Below are 18020 nucleotides of genomic sequence, written 5' to 3'. Positions count from 1 at the left end.
CTCCACTACCAACTAGTTTAATAAAATTCTCTGGAATCGGCAAAAAATTAGATTTCCCTTTCTATTTCGTCTAAATACTGTTCGATAAGATCCATCGAGAATCCTTTACGGTATAAAAATTGCTTCATCTTTTGCGTAAATTCATATCCTGTATATTTAGCATATTTTCTTCTTGCCTTCTCGCCATGAATACGAACGGTTTCTAATTCATCTGTATCCATTTCAAGAATCTCCGGCATTCTTTTTACTTCTTGAATAATATCAGCTGTATAGCCCTTTCTCACTAGTGTCTGATCTAGCTTCTGCATTAATATCTTCTTTGAATCCTTGTTCTTTCCAGCTAAAAACTTTACAACAATCTTTTGGGCCGCCAGCACTTGATCCTCATAGGAAAGCTCCTCCATCGCACGATCAATTAATTCCATCCGAATTCCTTTTTCCTTCAGTTCTCTTTTAATTGCTTCTGGCCCTTTTGTTGTCGTATTGCGCTGGGTGCGCACATAAGAAAAAGCATAATCTTCATCATCGATAAATTTCATATCTGTTAATTTCGTCATCACTTCCGAAACTAATGAATCATTTTCCATTTTAGCAGAGAGATGTGTTCTTACTTCCATTTCCGTTCTTTTCACTTTAGCCAAATATCTAACTGCCGTATGATAGCCTTTTCTTATTTCATCCGTATACTGGATTTGATTTAATAAAAGAGAATCTAACTCCATCCCTTTTCGCAACTGGTATTTAACTAATACAGCCTCATCCACACTAAAGGCATAAACATCTTTGCCCTGCTTCATCGTAAATATATTGTAGCGGTCATTCAATTCCTTTTGCCTTGTAATTTTACTTATAATCATCCAATCACCACATCATTATCTATTTTTAACTTTTTCTTTCTCGCAACTTTTGTCCCACTCTAACTGTCCATAAAGGTCCGATTGGTTCAACTAGCCATCAATGGGGGCCAAAGAAAACCCCCACTGATGAAAGTTTCACTTTATCTAATTAGAATGTAGCATATTAAAAGGAGAATCGCAGTACTTTTGCCTTTAACAAAATTCGTTCACATTCTGAATCTATTTTATCTAACTAGGAAAGAATAAAGAACATACTCGAAATGGAAAGGAATGTTGTAAAGTGGAAGGAAAGAAAAAACAAAAACCGAAGCATACACTATCTAGCATGCAAGCAGTAACATATCAGAATGAATTTAAAATAGCTGATCGAGCTGCTAGTAGAAAAGATAATAAATAAGAAAAAGACATTTAAAAAGGAAGAGATTGGATAAGAACAATCTTCTTCCTCTTTTTTGTAAAACCCTTACATTTCTGTGGATAAACACATACGTTACCTGTTGATAATGTGGATAAAGCTGTGGAATACTATATTTACAACATTTTTGTTGTGAGTAAATACGTTAATAACCTAATAGTTTTTCCACAACGGTTATTTTCTGAAAATACAATAAAATAGGCCTTTCCACTTATATGGCTAAGACCTACTTCAAAAGGTAAAATAATAATATGATGGCTACTAATAACTTTCTTTTATATAGCTGCTTTATTCTTGATTCTGTCTTCTTCTAATAACTGAGCTCTATTATAGTAAAAAATATACTTTTGGAAATAATGATTTCTTTCTAACCCTCCCCTTGCTTTATTGGACTTCAATGAATACTTATTCGCAAGACGCATGCTTTGGTTGATTTTCATTTTTATTAATACAGATTTCATCATTATTCCCCCTTTTACTGATTCATAATAAAGAACAAGACGAGAAAATATATAGTCTAAGTATTTTTATGTTCTATTCACTAGTTCTTTATTAAGAACGGTTTTGTATAAATCCCCCTTTATATATTTGAATATAAACTTATCTGTTCGCTATGTCAATATTTTTTCGTTTTTTATAAAGAACATTTTATGAAAGTGTTTACAAAATCTTTTTGTCGATAAACTGGTTTTTTTTCATATGCAAGAATCGTTCAATGAATATCCATTCAAAAAAGTCGAATTCTTTTTATGCTAAGAAATTCGACTTTTCTCTACAAACTATACTTAGATGCTACAATTAGGAAAAAAACGCTCTTTCCTGTGAAATTTTTTCAGTAATATCTTTCAATATGACTTCCTTTTCTAAATAGCTTGATTTAATTCCAAAATGTGGCTCTATACGTTCTATAGCTTTATTGCCCATTATTAATACCTTTACCGCTCGATAAGGCATATTGATTCCTGCAAGACAGCTATAATGGAGTCCTCCCGACATCCTCGGATTAATCTCTAATAGTTTCGGCTTTCCATCCTTATATTTAACTTGAATATTATAGACAAATGGAATCTCCAAAGCTTCATTTATTTTTTCTGCTAATGTTATTAATTCTTGATTTTCTTCTAATTCCCTTACTCTTCCTTTGCCTTTTTTTCTTGGGATAGCTGCCATTAGTTCTCCATCAAGGGCTAAACAGTCAATACTATACTCTGTCCCATCCAAATATTCCAGCACCATTAAAGGAGGAAATACTGCTTGTTGTTTCAAAATACTGTATGCATGTTCAAAGGTGATTTGATGGGAAACGCCTTTGTAAAATAACTCCTCAATGGTATCCAATTGATCTTTAATTAATCGAAAACCGTTGCCGCCTTCTCCTATTACAGGCTTGAAGCATACTTTATGTCCCATCTCCTTTAAGCGGTTATACGCTGTTTTAAATGCTTCTGCATTCGTTACAATGAAGTACTCTGGAATCGAAACATAGTTTTTCAAGAGAGAGTGATTTTCTATTAATCGATAGGTAGCTTCCTTATCATCGAGCATTTCCATTAACCGAGCATCTGGACAAACCAGTACCTTCACTCCCAACTCAGTAAATTGCTTAATGTGCTTGGAAATAAGAACATTTTCCTTACGAGGAACAAATATATCTATCGAATGTGTACGACAAAACGCTATGCAGAATTGAACATACTCTTCCCCATATGTATCAGGCTCCATAAATGCAGCATCACAGTAACTTAAATAGAGAGCATTTTCATTGGTAGATGTACCGTATACTTCAAATTCAATCCCATCTGAATTATACCGAATCATTTCAATAAAGTGTGCAACAGTTGTGAACCATTGATTAAACCAAATTCTTTTCTTCATTATCCTATCCTTTCAGCTATACTAATGATTTCCACTTTTTAGCTTCTTCCTGAATTTTTTAGTATGGATTGTCTTCTCTATTTTTATTCATATTATTAAACAAGGAATTCGACAAGCACCGTCAAGTTCCTGCACGCTACAACACTGTTTGCTGAAAATTCAAATTTCATCACTTGTTTCAAGTTAGCAAATAAGGGAAAATAGAAAGAAATAATACTTTTATTTGTATAGACAGATGCTAATTTGTACCATTCTATTAGGCTCATGCTATAATTAATAAATAGTATTAATTTTGTAAAAATGTTAAAGGAGATCTGTTTATGACAAAATTCACTGGCTACATTGGCACATATACAAAGAAAACTAGTAAAGGTATTTATTCATTTGTATTAGATACAGATGCGAAAAAAATTACAGATGTTTCGCTTGTTGCTGAAATTGAAAACCCTACCTATTTAACGGTTACAAACGATAATAAGCACTTATTTGCAGTTGGTAAAGAAGGTTCTTTAGGTGGTGTTTCTGCTTATTCTATTCAATCAGATGGCAGCCTTTCACTTATTAACAGCGAATATTCAGAAGGGGCATCTCCTTGTCATGTAAGTGTGGATGCAGATAAAACAATCGTCCTTTCTGCAAACTATCATAAAGGAACGGCCGAATCCTACCCATTAAATACAGATGGATCGCTAAACAGTGTTGCCTCTATTATTGAACATTCTGGGACAGGGCCTAATACTGCTCGCCAAGAAAAACCCCATATGCATTTTGCTGGTTTCAGTCCTAATAATCAATATGCTGTATCTGTTGATTTAGGAACAGACCGAGTAGATACTTACAAGCTTGTTAACGGGATGCTAGAAGAAGTTAGCAGTTTATCCGTTAAACCTGGAAGCGGCCCACGACATATTGCCTTCCACCCTAATGGGAAATTTGCTTATGTCATGACAGAATTAAGCAATGAAGTCATTGCTTTATCTTTTAACTCCGAAACTGGAGCATTTGAGGAATTACAATACATCTCTACTTTACCAATTGATTTCACGGAAAATAGCCAAGGAAGTGCAATCCATCTTTCTTCAGACGGAAACTATGTTTATGCTGGTAACCGCGGGCATAATTCTATCGCTATCTTCCAAGTAAATAGCGAAACTGGTCAATTAACCTTTATCGACCGAACTTCTACAGAAGGAAACTGGCCAAGAGATTTTGTTTTAGATCCAACAGAACAATTCCTACTTGCATCAAATGAACAATCAGATACACTGACTTTATTTGAAAGAGATACGGTTACAGGAAAACTAACTTTATTGCAATCAGAAATCGAGGCACCAGAACCAGTTTGTGTAAAATTTTTAAATCATTAATATAGTCGTGAAAAAGGAGAAGGTCTCTTAATTAAAAGCCTTCTCCTTCTTTTCTTGCCTTAAGCTAAATAAGCTTCCTGCACTTGTTTATTTGTAATTAGTTCTTCTCCTGTTCCTTCTAACACAATCTCTCCTGTTTGAATAACATATCCCCTACTAGCAATTTGCAAGGCTTGGAATGCATTTTGTTCTACTAATAAAATAGTCATTCCTTGTTTGTTTAACTCTTTTATAATTTCAAAGATTTGCTCTACAATAATTGGCGCAAGTCCCATCGATGGTTCATCTAGCATCAGCACCTCTGGCTGCATCATGAGTGCTCGTCCAATCGCCAGCATTTGCTGCTCTCCTCCACTCATCGTTCCACCTTTTTGCTCCACTCTTTCTTTTAACCGCGGAAAATATTCAAATACTTTTTCCATTCTTGTTTCAATTAATTGTTTATCCTTTACTGCAAACGCACCAATCAGTAGATTTTCTCGCACGGAAAGCTTAGGAAAAATCCTTCTCCCCTCTGGTACTTGAGAAATACCTAAAACGGCTGTTTTATGTGCTGCTATATTGGCAATATCCTTTCCATTATAAAAAATACTGCCTTTTTTTATAGGAACCTGCCCACTTATCGATTTAAGAGTGGTCGATTTTCCCGCACCGTTACTTCCTATGAGCGTAACAATCTCTCCTTTATCGACATGTAAGCTAATTCCTTTTAATGCTTGAATTCCACCGTACCAAGCTTCTATTCCCGTTAATTCTAGTATCTTTTCCACGCTGCTCCCCCCTTTAAGCAAGTGATACCGCTCCTTTTCCTAAATAGGCTTCAATTACTTTCGGATTGGAACGAATCTCTTCAGGACCACCTTCTGCAATTTTCTCTCCATGATCTAAGACGATAATATGATTGGAAATTTCCATTACTAGCTTCATATCATGCTCAATTAAAATAATCGTCAAATCATATTTTTTACACATATCTTGAATTAAGTTGGTTAAAAGATTTGTTTCCTTCGGATTCATACCAGCAGCAGGCTCATCTAATAATAAAACGCTAGGCTTTGTGGCTAAAGCACGAGCAATTTCTAATCTACGTTGCGCCCCGTATGATAAATTTCCAGCCGCTTCATTTAATAGATCAGCAAGCCCAACATATTCTAATATCCGATATGCCTCTTTCATTGCTTCTTCTTCTTCATGCTTAGCCTTTGGCAATTGAAGCAATGTGCCAATCAAGCCGCCTCTTATATGGTTATGCATTCCGACCATCACATTTTCCAATACCGTTATCTCACTGAAAAGGCGGATATTCTGAAAGGTTCTGGAAATCCCTTGCTTGGCTACTACATGAGGCTTAAACCCAGCAATTGATTTTCCATCGAGTAATATTTCTCCAGACGTTGGTTTATACACGCCTGTTATCATATTAAAAAAAGTCGTTTTTCCAGCCCCGTTCGGTCCAATTACCGCTGTAATAGAGTTCTTCTCAACAGTCATATCAATATTGGAATTTGCGACCAGCCCACCAAATGTTTTTGTTAATCCTTTCACTTCGAGTATATTCACTTGATGCCCCTCCTTAAGCAATTTAGTAGATTACTGTTTTTCTGCTATGCTCTCTTTTAATTTCTTGTCATTAAACTTCTTATTTTTAGCAGGTATCAATCCTTGAGGACGATATAAGGTCATAGTAATTAAAAGTGCACCGAAGATGAATCTTTGCATTTTTGCTGGAGATAAAGCATCAGGAATAGTAGTTACTTGGCTTAACCATCCAGTTAATTCGGTTAACACCTGTAAATTCAAAATCGTTACAACTGCCGCTCCCAAAATAACACCTGGTACGCTTCCCATTCCTCCTAAAATAACCATTACAAGAATAGTAGTAGATTCTAAGTAGGTGAAACTTGTTGGATCTACAAACATTTGCTTAGCCGCAAAAACGACTCCCATCATTCCTGAAAAAGAAGCTCCGATAGCAAATGCAGTTAATTTTGTTTTTACAAGTGGAATTCCCATAGCTTGCGCAGCAATCTCATTTTCTCTTACCGCTTTCCAAGATCGTCCTAATCTTGTATGTTCCATTCTCGTAACTGCATAAATAACGATGATAAACATAACTAGCACAATATAATAGAATTGGTTTGGCTGTGATAAAGTGATGCCAAATAGCTCTGGCTGTTGAATACTGGGAAGACCCATCGCTCCATTCGTAATATTGACTGGTTTATCTAAATTATTAAACACGATTCGGATTATTTCACCAAAACCTAATGTTACAATGGCCAAATAATCTCCTTTTACTCTTAATACTGGAATTCCTAATAAGACACCAAATAAGGCAGCTACAAATAACCCAATGATAATAAAAAACCAAAAACTGTTTCCTGACAAAGGGTATGTTCCAAAGGGCATGAAGTTATTTGCTTGTGCTGTCGCAAAAATACCATATGTATAGGCGCCAACAGCAAAGAAAGCAACAAACCCTAAATCAAGCAAACCAGCAAGACCAACAACGATATTCAGCCCTAAAGCCATACAGACATAAATCCCTACCATTGTTGCTACTTCCATATATGCTTGATAGGATGGCCCTTGACTTGCTGAAACTGGGAGAACAATCACTAAGATTAATAAAGCAATAATCCACTTCATCTTATTTCCGAGATTCATATAATAAAGGAGTAATAGCGATAATAGTAGGAGCAAAAAGGCAATGACTGATTTTTGCGAAAAGGCCAGTGCAGCAGTAGTCACCAAAACATATGCAAAGAAAAGAATGATTTGGGCGACCCTATTTGTTTGTATGGTTTTTATTATGTTAGCCATCTTTTACACCTACACTTTCTCTGCTACGGCTTTTCCAAATAAGCCTTCTGGTTTAAATATAAGAACGATAATCAATATGCCAAATGCAACAACATCTTTATATTCTGCTCCCATCACTCCACCCGTGATAACAGAAAGATTGGCTGCTGTAAACATCTCAATTAAGCCAATTAACATACCACCAAGCATGGCTCCACGAATATTACCGATACCGCCTAATACAGCTGCTGTAAATGCTTTAAGTCCAAGGATAAATCCTATATACGGATCAATTGTGCCATATTGGACGGCAAATAATACCCCAGTGGCACCACCTAAAGCAGATCCTACAAAGAAGGTTACAGAGATGACTTTGTTCACATTAATCGACATTAAAGATGCCGTATCTCTATCCTGAGCAACTGCTCTCATTGCCATGCCCCACTTCGTTTTATTAACGAAGAAATCTAATCCCACCATCAAAATAACGGCTACTATGATAACAACTAAAAACGAGCTTTTAAAACTTGCAGCATGAGAACCAAAAACGGATCCGATATTTATTTTGTTGGAAAATAGACTAGGCGAAGTTAAGATATAATTTCCTTTGAATAATTCCGTGATAAAACGAACGATGTCTTGTAATAAAAAGGAAATACCAATTGCAGAGATAAGCGCAATCAACTTAGGTGCTTTTCGAAGCGGACGATACGCCACTCTTTCTATTCCCATTCCTAAAAATCCTGTGATTAGACTAGTGATTAGAAGCATGATAATTAGCGAGACTACTGCAGGTAACATGGATGTCCATCCTAGACTTGTTAAAGTAATTAAGATAGCAGTCCCAATGAATGCTCCTGACATAAATATTTCACCGTGAGCAAAGTTTATCAATTCTAATATTCCATAAACCATTGTGTACCCTAATGCAATAACGGCATATACAGCTCCTAATGTTAATCCATCAATTAAAACTTGCGGCAATGTTTGTAAGATTTCAGTTAGCATTCTCTTCCCCACACTTTTGATTTAATTGTGTTTAATAGATAGATAGTAGTTATGCATTTCCAATTTACTCGAAGATTGTTAGTTTAGGATTTTAAATGAGGTCCGTTGATTTCCACTATAGGCAATTGCTTTCCGCGGGGAGGAAGCTGAGCCACCTCGTCTTTGCCTGTGGGGTCTCTGCCTTTCCCCTTCTTCCCGCAGGAGTCAATGCCCTCCGTTCCAATCAACTCACTCCATTTATGCAAAAAACAACAAACTTTACAAAAGGAATCTGCTTTTTTACCGACTATTATCTATCTACTGTAAAAATAATTTATCTTTGATTTGGTAACCTACTTTAATATGGAAGGCTTTTAAAAAATAAAAAGGGTACGGGTTGATCCATACCCTTTTTATTTACTTGCTTATTGGCTGATTTCTCCATCTAATGTAGCTGGGTATTTGGCTTCGTCAAATTTGTAGATAAAGATTTTTGCGAATTTATTGTCGCCTTTCTCATCAAATCCAACTTCTGTCACTACCCCTTTGTAGTCTTGTGTTTCACGTACAGCTTTTGTTACATCTTCACGTGATGGTAATTTATTATCATTATCTTTGATTGCTTTTTCAATACCAGCTAGCAATACTGCTGCGGAATCGTATGCATATGCAGAATATGATTCTATACTTTTTCCGAAAGCTGCTTTATAATCTTCAGCGAATTTCGTTCCTTCTTCTGATAGCGTTGTGTCTCCGGCAACGGAAGTAAGGAAGGTATTTTTAACAGCATCTCCTGCAATTTCAACAAAAGTGGACGAGTCTAAACCATCTCCACCCATGAATGGGATATCTAGTCCTTTTTCACGAGCTTGTTTTACTAAAATTCCACCTTCTGCATAAAGACCACCGAAATAGATTAAGTCAGGTTTTTTAGAAGATACTTGGTTTAAAACACCGTTAAAGTCTTTTTCACCAACGGTAATTCCTTCATATCCAACAATTTCTGCTCCTAATTCTTCTGCCGCAGCTCTAAATGCATCTGCTAGACCTGAACCATACGCCGTTTTATCTTGGACAACGAAAATTTTCTTCGCTCCTAATGTCTCCACTGCATATTGTGCACCTGCAGGACCTTGGAAGTCATCGCGAGCAACAACACGGCTAACTGTTTTTAAACCGCGATCCGTATAGTCTGTTGCCGTACTAGCAGGAGATACACTGACAAGATTATTTTTCTCATATACTTCAGATGCTGGGATAGAAACACCTGAATTTAAGTGTCCCACTACTCCTAGTACAGATTGATCTGCAACAACTAAATTTGCATTCGCTACCCCTTTTTTCGGATCGCCCTGATCATCTTGTGCATCTAATTTAATTTCAAATCCTAATTCAGCAAACTTATCCTTTTGTTGATCGATAGCTAATTGTGCTCCTAATTTAATTGCTTCACCAAGTGTTGCGCTGCCTCCAGAAAGTGGTGATTGCGTGACAATTTTAATTACCTTTTTGTCCCCAGAACCGCCTTCATCAGAATTTGCATTTGAAATACAGCCACTCATAAATCCTAGTGCTAATGTTGCTGTCATAGCTAAAGAAAGTGCTTTTTTGGATAACATCGTATACCCCCCTATAATTGTCTTTTTATCTATGAAGCTACGGGATATTTTCCCAATTGCTCCTATTCCATGTATGGATTATAATCCTCTTCTAGACAAGTGTCTTTTATACTGTCAGAAAACCTGACAGTATATTTTCTAAAAAGTTAATATATTCTGACATTTTTCTTCGTACTTCGAAATGATTTGCAATAATAGCAACGTTTCTTCTATTTATTCGACATATTGTTGTGGTGGTAAGTTTATAAATGGTAAGAGGGATGAAGATAGAGTTATAGGGTCGGCTGAGAGAAAAGATAATAAGTAGATTATGCAAAATGCGGGGGTTTTAAGTGGAGGAAGTCGCTTTGTAGGGGTGGAAAGTGAATAGTTTTGATGCTAAATTGACTGTTTTATAGTTTTATTAGCGATATTCTAGTATTTATATTTAAGATTAAGGGAATCAGAGCTTAAAATTAATTGGTTATGATATGAATCTAGCTGATATCAGCCAATCTTGCATTGATATCAGCCAAACTCGGCACCTTATCAGCCAAACTCAGCACTTTATCAGCCAAACCGGCACTTTATCAGCCAAACCAGCACTTTATCAGCCAAGCCGGCACTTTATCAGCCAAACCAGCACTTTATCAGCCAAGCCGGCACTTTATCAGCCAAACCAACACCGATATCAGCCAAACCAACACCGATATCAGCCAAACCAACACCGATATCAGCCAATCCAACACCGATATCAGCCAATCCAACACCGATATCAGCCAATCCAACACCGATATCAGCCAATCCAACACCGATATCAGCCAATCCAATACCAGGTCAACTTATCCCCAAGGCATGTCCGTACTAATTACACTTGCAAATGCTTTACTATGCTCTCTTCTATCTTTGCGGATTTTTACGCGTTGCTCCGCTGTATTATAAAGCATGGTCTCTTCCTCAGACTGGGGTATCACTTTGGCAACTTGCTTTGGTTTGCCATTTTCATCTAAGGCAACAAAGGTTAAAAATGATGTGGCAGCGAGCTTTCTTTCGCCTGTTTTAAGATTCTCTGCTATAACCTTCACAAATACTTCCATTGATGATTTACCTGTATGAGTTACATATGATTCTAAACAGACCGAATCGGTCGGACGAATCGGAAATAGAAAATCAACGGAATCCGTTGATGCGGTAACTACATCGCTTCTTGAATGTCTTGAGGCAGAAATAGAAGCTACATCATCTATATAGCTCATCAACTTCCCACCAAATAAGGAATTATGGTTATTTGTATCAATTGGGAATATTCGGCTTGTTTTTACTACTAATGATTCCCTGCAGTATTTTTCTTCTTGAACCGTCATCTCCGAACAGCCCCCTTCTTTTTAAGCAAGTAATGGAAATTGTAATAAAAATATTGTAGAGGAACCGTCTGATTTTTGTAAAGATAAATTTCCTTGTTGCGCTTTTGCTAAGAGCAAGCTATATGGCAATCCTAAGCCAAGACCACGCTCGATATCTTTTTTGTTTTTTCCTCGATAGAACCGCTCAAAAATATAAGCTTGTTCTTCTTGTGCTATTCCATAGCCATTATCTTCTACTAAAATCATAATATTATGATTGTCATATGTTAAATGAATGGTTATTTTCCCGTCTTGCTTACCTTTGATTGCATGAAGCCCATTATTTAATAAATTCACGAGAATTTGCTGAAAACGAACACTATCAAGCATCGCATATACTGGTTTCTCTGGATTTACAAAAATAAGCTCCGTAGTAGTTAAAGCATCGGCATGAACAATTTCCCATTGATAGATTATTTCTTTTAAAGTAGCCTGCACATTCAGCTTTTCCTTATTCACTTTAATTGAACCCGCACTAAAGCTATTAAAATCTAGTAAATCCTCCACCATGCTTTGCAGTCGACCTGCTTCCTTTAAACTCATCGTTAAAAATTGTTTTTTCTTATTTTCAGGAATGACATTATCATTCACAGCTTGTATTAATGCACTAATAGAAGTTATTGGCGTTTTTAACTCATGGGTAACTCCTGCTAACAACTGTGTTCGCAAGCTCTCCAATGCATATAATCTCTTTGTCATTTCGTTAAAAGATAGAACCAATTGATAAAGCTCTTTTTCCTGCACATCTTCATTTAACGTAATATGATAGTTTCCATTCATTAGCTGTTGGGCAGCGTTCGCCACTTCTTCCACCGGCTTTGCCATCTTTTTAGACAAAGAGTAAATGACAAACCAGCCTAGAAGCGCTAAACTAAGAAGCAATAATCCTAGTAATTGATATTCCTCTTTATTTAAATGCTGAAGCTGATTATGCGGCTGAATAATATAGACAGAGCCTGTTTGAACCCCACCATTTATAATAGGAGCAATCACGATAGAAGCTTTTTGCTTATTCCATAAAGTCACCTTTTTTATGCTTAATTCACTCACTAAAGGTAATGCTTCAATTACCTGTTGTTTTGCAAGTGCATCTGGAGAAAAATTTTGATTCAGCGAGCGGATATTTCCTGTTGTATCTTTAAGAAAAACATCTAGCGGCTGTCCTTCATTAATAAATTTCTGTCTATCCTGCAAAAATGGAAGTCGAATATCCTTCAGCCTTCCTTCTTCCATTTCATTGGCGTGCTCTGCTATTTCCTGGGCAACTAATTTCGTTAATTCTAAGCGGTTTTCCAAAGCATTATGGCGAATCCATAGAATGGAGATAATGCCAATAATCAATAGGCCACCACACAATGTTAGTAAATATCTTTTCGTCCAATAATAAAGGAGAGGTGTTTTTTCCTTATTGTTTTTCTTGAATATAAAATTGATAGCCCAGTCCGCGTAACGTTTTAATTTCGCCATCTTTTGGATCCCACCCATTTAATAATTTCCTTATCCTTTTAATTGCTAAGTCAACCGCTCGATCACTCCCATCATAGTCACTTCCCCACACATGATCTAGAAGCTGATCCCTTGTAAAGGTTTGATTTGGATTGCTTGCTAGAAAAAGAAAGACAGAAAGATCTCGGGGAGTAAAGGGAACCTCAATACCATTTAGAAAAACTTGATGGGAGACATAATTTATTTTTAAATCTCCATAGTATTTCATACGCTCATCCTCTTGATAGGTAGGCGATCTTCTTAAAACAGCTTGGACACGTGCAATAACTTCCTCCCCTATAAACGGCTTTGTAATATAGTCATCGGCTCCATTTTCGAATCCTTTTAGCTTTTGCTCTGTATCTGATAAGGCCGTAAGCATAATAACAGGACATGCCGATTTCTTCCGAATAAACGAAAGAACACTCCAGCCGTCTACATATGGCATCATGATATCTAATAAAATAAGAGCAGGTGTTTCTTCCTCTAGCTTTTGTAAAGCCTCTTCTCCATTATAAGCGTAATCTACATCGTATCCCGCATTTTCTATATATGCTCCTAAAACCATCGAAATTGCCAGTTCATCTTCAACAATTAGAATTTTTTTCATCTTTTTTCCTCATGCTTTATTTTTTACTAATGAAATCAATTATACCGATAATTGTCAGGATAAAAAATAGATCAGCCTTTATCTGCTGACAGATAGCTGATCTATTCCTCTTATTGATATCTTAAAGCTTCCAGTGGACTTAAATTAGATGCCTTGTTAGCTGGGAAAATTCCAAAGATAATACCAATTAATACAGAGAAACTAACGGAACCGCCAACAACCCACCATGTAATTTGGGAAGTCATATCTAATGTTGTGGACAATATTTCCGCACTTCCTATGCCAATAGCAGCCCCTAAAATTCCACCTAATGCACTAAGTACAATTGCTTCAATTAAAAATTGGAGCATAATATCTTTTTTTCTAGCACCAATTGCTTTTCTAATGCCAATTTCTCTTGTTCTTTCTGTAACCGAAACGAGCATTATATTCATAATTCCGATTCCACCAACGATTAAGGAAATACTTGCAATGCCTGCTAATAATAAAGTCATTGTGTTCGAAACAGAATCTAGTGCCTCTGTCACAGAAGATTGATTTCGTACAGAATATGAAGTTTCATCCCCATCAAACTGATTGTATAGCTTCTGCTTCATTTTTGCCATTCCCATTTCCACTGAATCCTCATCTGTCATAAGGACAGTTGCTGAGGTTACATAAGTTTGACCAATAAAACGTTGGGCTGTTGTAAATGGGATAAGGACGGAATCATCGACAGATCCAGTTAATTCTTCTCCTTTTTCGGCGAGTACCCCGATTACTTTAAACGTTGTTCCATCAATTTGAACGGTTTTATCGACTGGAGTTGTGAATCCGAATAATTCTGTTGCTACATTATAGCCTAGCACGACTACTTTATTGCGATTATCCAAGTCAATGTCCATTACATTTCTTCCGGACTGTAAAGTAATATCCTGTACCTCTTCATAAGAAGTAGTAACGCCTGTAACAGTAACTCCAGAGCTTGATGTCGTTCCATTTTTGAGCGTACTAGAAGTCGTCACTGTTGGCGAAACTGCCTTTACTTCGTCATATTCCGCAAATGCCATCAGCTCATCATAATCGACAACCTCTTCCTCACTCGAGTTCCCCGAAAGGTTTACAGAAACAGTAGTTGTTCCTAACCCAGCAATTTCATCTGAAACGGAATTAGATGCTCCCATTCCTAATGAAGTTAATGCAATGACCGCTGCTACACCAATGATGATACCAAGCATGGTAAGCACCGCTCTTAATTTGTTCATCGTAATATTTTTAAAGGCTATCTTGATTGCTTGTCCTAATTTCAAGAGACAACTACCTCCTTTGTCTCCGCTAATCGACCATCCTGAATGCGAATGATGCGCTTAGCCTGTTTAGCGATTTCTAAATCATGGGTTATCAATATAATCGTATGTCCTTGACTATTTAGGTCTTTCATCAAATTCATCACTTCTATCCCTGTTTTACTGTCTAAAGCTCCAGTCGGCTCATCGGCAAGCAGGATTGGAGGATTGCCAGCAAGAGCACGAGCAATCGCTACGCGCTGTTGCTGTCCACCAGATAATTCTGTTGGCTTATGCTCCGCTCTCTCTAATAACCCTACTTTTTTCAAAGCTTGTAAAGCAATTTCCTTTCTTTCCTTACTTCCGATCCCTCTATAAACCAAGGGTAATTCCACATTTTCAAAGGCAGACTGCTTAGTTAGAAGGTTAAAGGATTGAAAAATAAAACCTATTTTATGATTTCTAACTTCTGCTAATTGCTTACTTTTTAAAGAAAATACATTTTGCCCATCCAAATAATATTCTCCAGAGTCAGGTGTATCTAAGCAACCGATCATATTCATTAACGTCGATTTACCAGATCCTGATGGACCAATAATGGCAATAAAATCACCTTTATTGACGGTAAAGCTTACATTATCCAATGCCGTAACCGTTTCTCCTCCAAGAGTATATTCCTTTTTCACATTCTTTATTTCTACAATTGCATGTTGTTCTATCATTCATTTCTACCTCCAAATCCACCGGAAGGCATTCCGCCACCTTGGCCTCCTCCTGGCATCTGGCCTCTTCCTTCACCACTTGGCATTTGTCCTCCACCAGGGAACATACCTTGCGTCTCACTATCACTCGATGATTCAAATGTTGGAAGTACTACTGTTGTACCTTCCTCTAAACCACTTTTAATTTCTGCAACTTCTGTATTTTGCAATCCTACTTCAACGGTTTGTTTTGTAGATGCTGTTTCTGTTGTGCCTTCTTCATTCGCTGCTGTTCCAGTTGCCACTAAAACATAATATTGATCATCTTCCTTCTGTACTGCTTCGACTGGAACGGTCACAACGTCCTCAGCTTTATCAGTTGTGATAGTGGCTTCAGCTGTCATGCCAACCAATAATCCGCTAGGCTTGCTTATTTTGACTGTTACTGCATACTTAGCAACACTATTACTATCACTGTTCGCTTCTTTTGCAACACTTGTAACTTTGCCAGTAAATTCTTTATCTTCAAGTGCACTAACTTTTATATTTGCAGCTTGTCCGACCTTTACTTTAGAAATATCAAGTTCATCTACGTTCACTACCATTTCTAAATTATCATAATCAGTAACAGTCACGACTTCTGTTCCCATTGATACATTTCCATCTTCCTCTACATTTAGAGCAGTGATTTCACCAGAAAAAGATGCTACGATTGGGTCCAGCGTATCATCCTCGAACGTTACTAGCTCATCGCCTTCTTCCACCTCATCGCCAACCTCGACTAATACTTCATCTACCGTTGCATTTCCTTCAGAAGTAAAGGTTTCTTTATTAATGGTTGCAATGCTTCCAGTACCACTTACTTCAATTTCTACATCCCCAGTTTCAGCAGTCGCTGTTTGCGTTCTAACCTGCGCTCTTACTTCCGGTTGATTATCATTTGTAAAATAATAATAAGATCCGATTCCTGTTCCTATTACTAAAACTGATACTCCACTAATAATCCACTTCTTTAAACTTTTCTTCATCTTTTGCTTCAACCTCTTTCTATTCTATTTATATGAATTAACTTATTCGCATGATTGTCTTGCTGCTTACAAGTAATAGAATAAAAAAGGAATGTGTCAGGAAGAAGTCAGCGGAAAAGTTTTTTATTTTTTTGTTTGACTTTAGATATCTATAGCGATTCTCTGTTGCAAATTCCTTTCATTAAAATATGATAGTCCCAAGTATACTCAAACAGCGGGATAAAATTCCATTGACGAACATAGGCTAACTATTATATGATTATTCACTGTGTGAAAGTTATGTCTAACGTGGTTCGAGACCATCCCACGTAAAAAAACTAAGGGAGAGAAAACAATGAAAACAAAAACACTTGCTGTGAATGGCTTGGTGGCTGCATTGTATATTGCCTTTACTGTTGCGATTGCCCCTATTGCCTTTGGCAGCATCCAATACCGTATTTCGGAATTATTTAATCATCTTGTTGTATTTAACAAAAAATATATTTATGGAATTGTAGTTGGCGTGTTTCTAGCAAACTTATTCCTTTCCACCATTAAGCTATATGATTTAACTTTTGGTGTTGCTCATTCGATTATTTGTTTGTTAATTACAATTGGAATAAGCAAGTTTGTTAAAAGTCATCTTCTGTTGATGATGATCAATACACTTGTGTTTACTTTTAATATGTTTATTATTGCGTATCAATTACATCTTGCACTTGGATTCCCATTCTTCATTACTTGGGCAACAACTGCGATTGGTGAATTTGTCGTTATGGCCATCGGGATACCTATTATGCATTACTTAAATAAGCGGATTCCTTTTGCAAAGTTAATAGATTAAATAAAGGTATTAAAAAAGGGCTGACATTTTCTAACGGGTTCGGTTTTGAAGTAGAAAATTCCAATTAGAACCCCATTTAGCATTAATTTTAGTATCGGTATTAGCATTAAATTAACAATAAAAAAAGCAATGGAATTAGTTTTCCATTGCTTTTTACTTTATATGTCACTCAATTATCAACTTGGGATTAGTACCAAATTTACATCTTTCCATTCATAAATCACCAAACTCAATTCTTTTCCTTGGACTTCCGTTGTTGTTAATTCGTAAAATTCTGCACCCAATTTTTCATAGAAGAATTTTGATTTATTGTCATCTAATACTTCTACAAATATCCTTTGGTACCCTAACTCCTTTAACTTTGAGAATAATCTCTCGACCAATTTTTTTCCTATTCCTTGTCCTTGATATTCCTCACTGATATATATAGAGGTTAAATCTCCCGAATTCTCGAATTGATTTGTTTCCCTTTTTCCTCCATCGGCAACTCCAACTATTTCACCATCGTTAGTTTCTGCAACATAAACATAATTGTCAGCTCTTGATATGTTATTAATCCACTGTGGTATTCTTTTTTCGTAAGTCATTCTTTCTAAGAAAGAGTCTGGAATTATGTTTTTATATGTGCTCTTCCAACTATCAACATACACTCTCGCTATTGCTTCGGCATCTGACAATTTTGCTTCCCTAATATGCATACTTTCAAACCCCCGTTTTAATGTTTATTATTTCATATCGCTTTTTACAGAATGTTCAATTAATCTTAACAGTTAATTATGAAATTAGGGAAGAAATCTGAAGAAT

The 18020-nt window shown here is 36.4% G+C and carries 19 protein-coding genes and 1 riboswitch; of the genes, 3 read left to right on the top strand and 16 right to left on the bottom strand.

Annotated features, from left to right (window positions below; all coding sequences use genetic code 11):
* Positions 1–47: 47 nt before the first annotated feature.
* Positions 48–857, bottom strand: a complete 810-nt coding sequence (gene recX / locus HHU08_RS05320; RefSeq protein WP_169187978.1) for a recombination regulator RecX — start codon at positions 855–857, stop codon at positions 48–50.
* A 280-nt stretch (positions 858–1137) separates the two neighbouring features.
* Here recX and HHU08_RS05315 point away from each other — a divergent pair, with 280 nt between their 5' ends.
* A complete protein-coding gene (locus tag HHU08_RS05315) occupies positions 1138–1254 on the top strand; it encodes a YfhE family protein (protein WP_084668702.1) in 117 nt (38 codons plus the stop codon).
* A gap of 293 nt (positions 1255–1547) precedes the next feature.
* On the opposite strand, the gene HHU08_RS05310 is transcribed toward HHU08_RS05315, so the two are convergent.
* Both HHU08_RS05310 and HHU08_RS05305 read right to left on the bottom strand, forming a co-directional pair.
* A complete protein-coding gene (locus tag HHU08_RS05310; protein ID WP_169187977.1) occupies positions 1548–1736 on the bottom strand; it encodes a hypothetical protein in 189 nt (62 codons plus the stop codon).
* A 334-nt stretch (positions 1737–2070) separates the two neighbouring features.
* A complete protein-coding gene (locus HHU08_RS05305; RefSeq protein WP_169187976.1) occupies positions 2071–3147 on the bottom strand; it encodes an ATP-grasp domain-containing protein in 1077 nt (358 codons plus the stop codon).
* Between the two features lie 320 nt (positions 3148–3467).
* On the opposite strand from HHU08_RS05305, the gene HHU08_RS05300 reads away from it, so the two are divergent.
* Positions 3468–4514, top strand: coding sequence for a lactonase family protein (locus HHU08_RS05300; protein WP_169187975.1), 1047 nt, complete (start codon positions 3468–3470; stop codon positions 4512–4514).
* Positions 4515–4573: 59 nt separating this feature from the next.
* Here HHU08_RS05300 and HHU08_RS05295 read toward each other — a convergent pair whose 3' ends face one another.
* The 12 genes from HHU08_RS05295 to HHU08_RS05240 form a co-directional block, all read right to left on the bottom strand.
* Positions 4574–5284, bottom strand: a complete 711-nt coding sequence (locus HHU08_RS05295) for an ABC transporter ATP-binding protein (RefSeq protein WP_407939798.1) — start codon at positions 5282–5284, stop codon at positions 4574–4576.
* 13 nt (positions 5285–5297) lie between these two features.
* Positions 5298–6074: an ABC transporter ATP-binding protein gene (locus HHU08_RS05290; protein ID WP_016202755.1), complete on the bottom strand. Its 777-nt coding sequence runs from the start codon at positions 6072–6074 to the stop codon at positions 5298–5300.
* Between the two features lie 30 nt (positions 6075–6104).
* Complete coding sequence (locus HHU08_RS05285) at positions 6105–7337, bottom strand: branched-chain amino acid ABC transporter permease (protein ID WP_101729597.1); 1233 nt, start codon at positions 7335–7337, stop codon at positions 6105–6107.
* 9 nt (positions 7338–7346) lie between these two features.
* Entirely contained in the window at positions 7347–8324 is a 978-nt protein-coding gene (locus HHU08_RS05280) for a branched-chain amino acid ABC transporter permease (protein WP_016202753.1), read from the bottom strand.
* A 404-nt stretch (positions 8325–8728) separates the two neighbouring features.
* Positions 8729–9922: a branched-chain amino acid ABC transporter substrate-binding protein gene (locus tag HHU08_RS05275; protein ID WP_169187974.1), complete on the bottom strand. Its 1194-nt coding sequence runs from the start codon at positions 9920–9922 to the stop codon at positions 8729–8731.
* Between the two features lie 609 nt (positions 9923–10531).
* Positions 10532–10726 (bottom strand): hypothetical protein, encoded by a 195-nt coding sequence (locus HHU08_RS05270; protein WP_169187560.1) that lies wholly within the window; start codon positions 10724–10726, stop codon positions 10532–10534.
* A 17-nt stretch (positions 10727–10743) separates the two neighbouring features.
* Positions 10744–11265, bottom strand: coding sequence for an acyl-CoA thioesterase (locus tag HHU08_RS05265; RefSeq protein ID WP_016202750.1), 522 nt, complete (start codon positions 11263–11265; stop codon positions 10744–10746).
* Positions 11266–11286: 21 nt separating this feature from the next.
* Positions 11287–12771: a HAMP domain-containing sensor histidine kinase gene (locus HHU08_RS05260; RefSeq protein WP_169187973.1), complete on the bottom strand. Its 1485-nt coding sequence runs from the start codon at positions 12769–12771 to the stop codon at positions 11287–11289.
* The gene (locus HHU08_RS05255; RefSeq protein ID WP_169187972.1) at positions 12710–13399 is read right to left on the bottom strand and encodes a response regulator transcription factor; all 690 of its coding nucleotides are present in this window, start codon (positions 13397–13399) and stop codon (positions 12710–12712) included. Before HHU08_RS05255 ends, HHU08_RS05260 begins: the two co-directional genes overlap by 62 nt.
* Positions 13400–13509: 110 nt before the next feature.
* The gene (locus HHU08_RS05250; protein ID WP_016202747.1) at positions 13510–14688 is read right to left on the bottom strand and encodes an ABC transporter permease; all 1179 of its coding nucleotides are present in this window, start codon (positions 14686–14688) and stop codon (positions 13510–13512) included.
* Complete coding sequence (locus HHU08_RS05245) at positions 14685–15386, bottom strand: ABC transporter ATP-binding protein (RefSeq protein ID WP_016202746.1); 702 nt, start codon at positions 15384–15386, stop codon at positions 14685–14687. Before HHU08_RS05245 ends, HHU08_RS05250 begins: the two co-directional genes overlap by 4 nt.
* Positions 15383–16393 carry an efflux RND transporter periplasmic adaptor subunit gene (locus tag HHU08_RS05240; RefSeq protein ID WP_169187971.1) on the bottom strand — a complete coding sequence of 337 codons (1011 nt, stop codon included), beginning with the start codon at positions 16391–16393 and terminating at the stop codon, positions 15383–15385. The genes HHU08_RS05245 and HHU08_RS05240 overlap by 4 nt, the downstream gene beginning before the upstream one ends.
* Positions 16394–16675: 282 nt before the next feature.
* Positions 16676–16720, top strand: a riboswitch (PreQ1 riboswitch).
* Positions 16721–16727: 7 nt separating this feature from the next.
* Here HHU08_RS05240 and HHU08_RS05235 point away from each other — a divergent pair.
* A complete protein-coding gene (locus HHU08_RS05235) occupies positions 16728–17216 on the top strand; it encodes a QueT transporter family protein (protein ID WP_169187970.1) in 489 nt (162 codons plus the stop codon).
* Between the two features lie 176 nt (positions 17217–17392).
* Here the strand turns inward: HHU08_RS05235 and HHU08_RS05230 are convergent, their stop codons facing one another.
* Positions 17393–17914 carry a GNAT family N-acetyltransferase gene (locus HHU08_RS05230; RefSeq protein ID WP_169187969.1) on the bottom strand — a complete coding sequence of 174 codons (522 nt, stop codon included), beginning with the start codon at positions 17912–17914 and terminating at the stop codon, positions 17393–17395.
* Between the last annotated feature and the right edge of the window lie 106 nt (positions 17915–18020).

This window comes from Niallia alba (genome assembly GCF_012933555.1).
Taxonomy (GTDB): domain Bacteria; phylum Bacillota; class Bacilli; order Bacillales; family Cytobacillaceae; genus Niallia; species Niallia alba.
This window is presented reverse-complemented; position numbering and strand designations above follow the sequence as displayed.

Coding starts and splice junctions, on each gene's coding strand:
- HHU08_RS05240 (WP_169187971.1), bottom strand. CDS start 16,393: ATGAAGAAAAGTTTAAAGAAGTGGATTATTAGTGGAGTATCAGTTTTA.
- HHU08_RS05235 (WP_169187970.1), top strand. CDS start 16,728: ATGAAAACAAAAACACTTGCTGTGAATGGCTTGGTGGCTGCATTGTAT.
- HHU08_RS05305 (WP_169187976.1), bottom strand. CDS start 3,147: ATGAAGAAAAGAATTTGGTTTAATCAATGGTTCACAACTGTTGCACAC.
- HHU08_RS05280 (WP_016202753.1), bottom strand. CDS start 8,324: ATGCTAACTGAAATCTTACAAACATTGCCGCAAGTTTTAATTGATGGA.
- HHU08_RS05300 (WP_169187975.1), top strand. CDS start 3,468: ATGACAAAATTCACTGGCTACATTGGCACATATACAAAGAAAACTAGT.
- HHU08_RS05265 (WP_016202750.1), bottom strand. CDS start 11,265: ATGACGGTTCAAGAAGAAAAATACTGCAGGGAATCATTAGTAGTAAAA.
- HHU08_RS05260 (WP_169187973.1), bottom strand. CDS start 12,771: ATGGCGAAATTAAAACGTTACGCGGACTGGGCTATCAATTTTATATTC.
- recX (WP_169187978.1), bottom strand. CDS start 857: ATGATTATAAGTAAAATTACAAGGCAAAAGGAATTGAATGACCGCTAC.
- HHU08_RS05245 (WP_016202746.1), bottom strand. CDS start 15,386: ATGATAGAACAACATGCAATTGTAGAAATAAAGAATGTGAAAAAGGAA.
- HHU08_RS05255 (WP_169187972.1), bottom strand. CDS start 13,399: ATGAAAAAAATTCTAATTGTTGAAGATGAACTGGCAATTTCGATGGTT.
- HHU08_RS05310 (WP_169187977.1), bottom strand. CDS start 1,736: ATGATGAAATCTGTATTAATAAAAATGAAAATCAACCAAAGCATGCGT.
- HHU08_RS05230 (WP_169187969.1), bottom strand. CDS start 17,914: ATGCATATTAGGGAAGCAAAATTGTCAGATGCCGAAGCAATAGCGAGA.
- HHU08_RS05275 (WP_169187974.1), bottom strand. CDS start 9,922: ATGTTATCCAAAAAAGCACTTTCTTTAGCTATGACAGCAACATTAGCA.
- HHU08_RS05285 (WP_101729597.1), bottom strand. CDS start 7,337: ATGGCTAACATAATAAAAACCATACAAACAAATAGGGTCGCCCAAATC.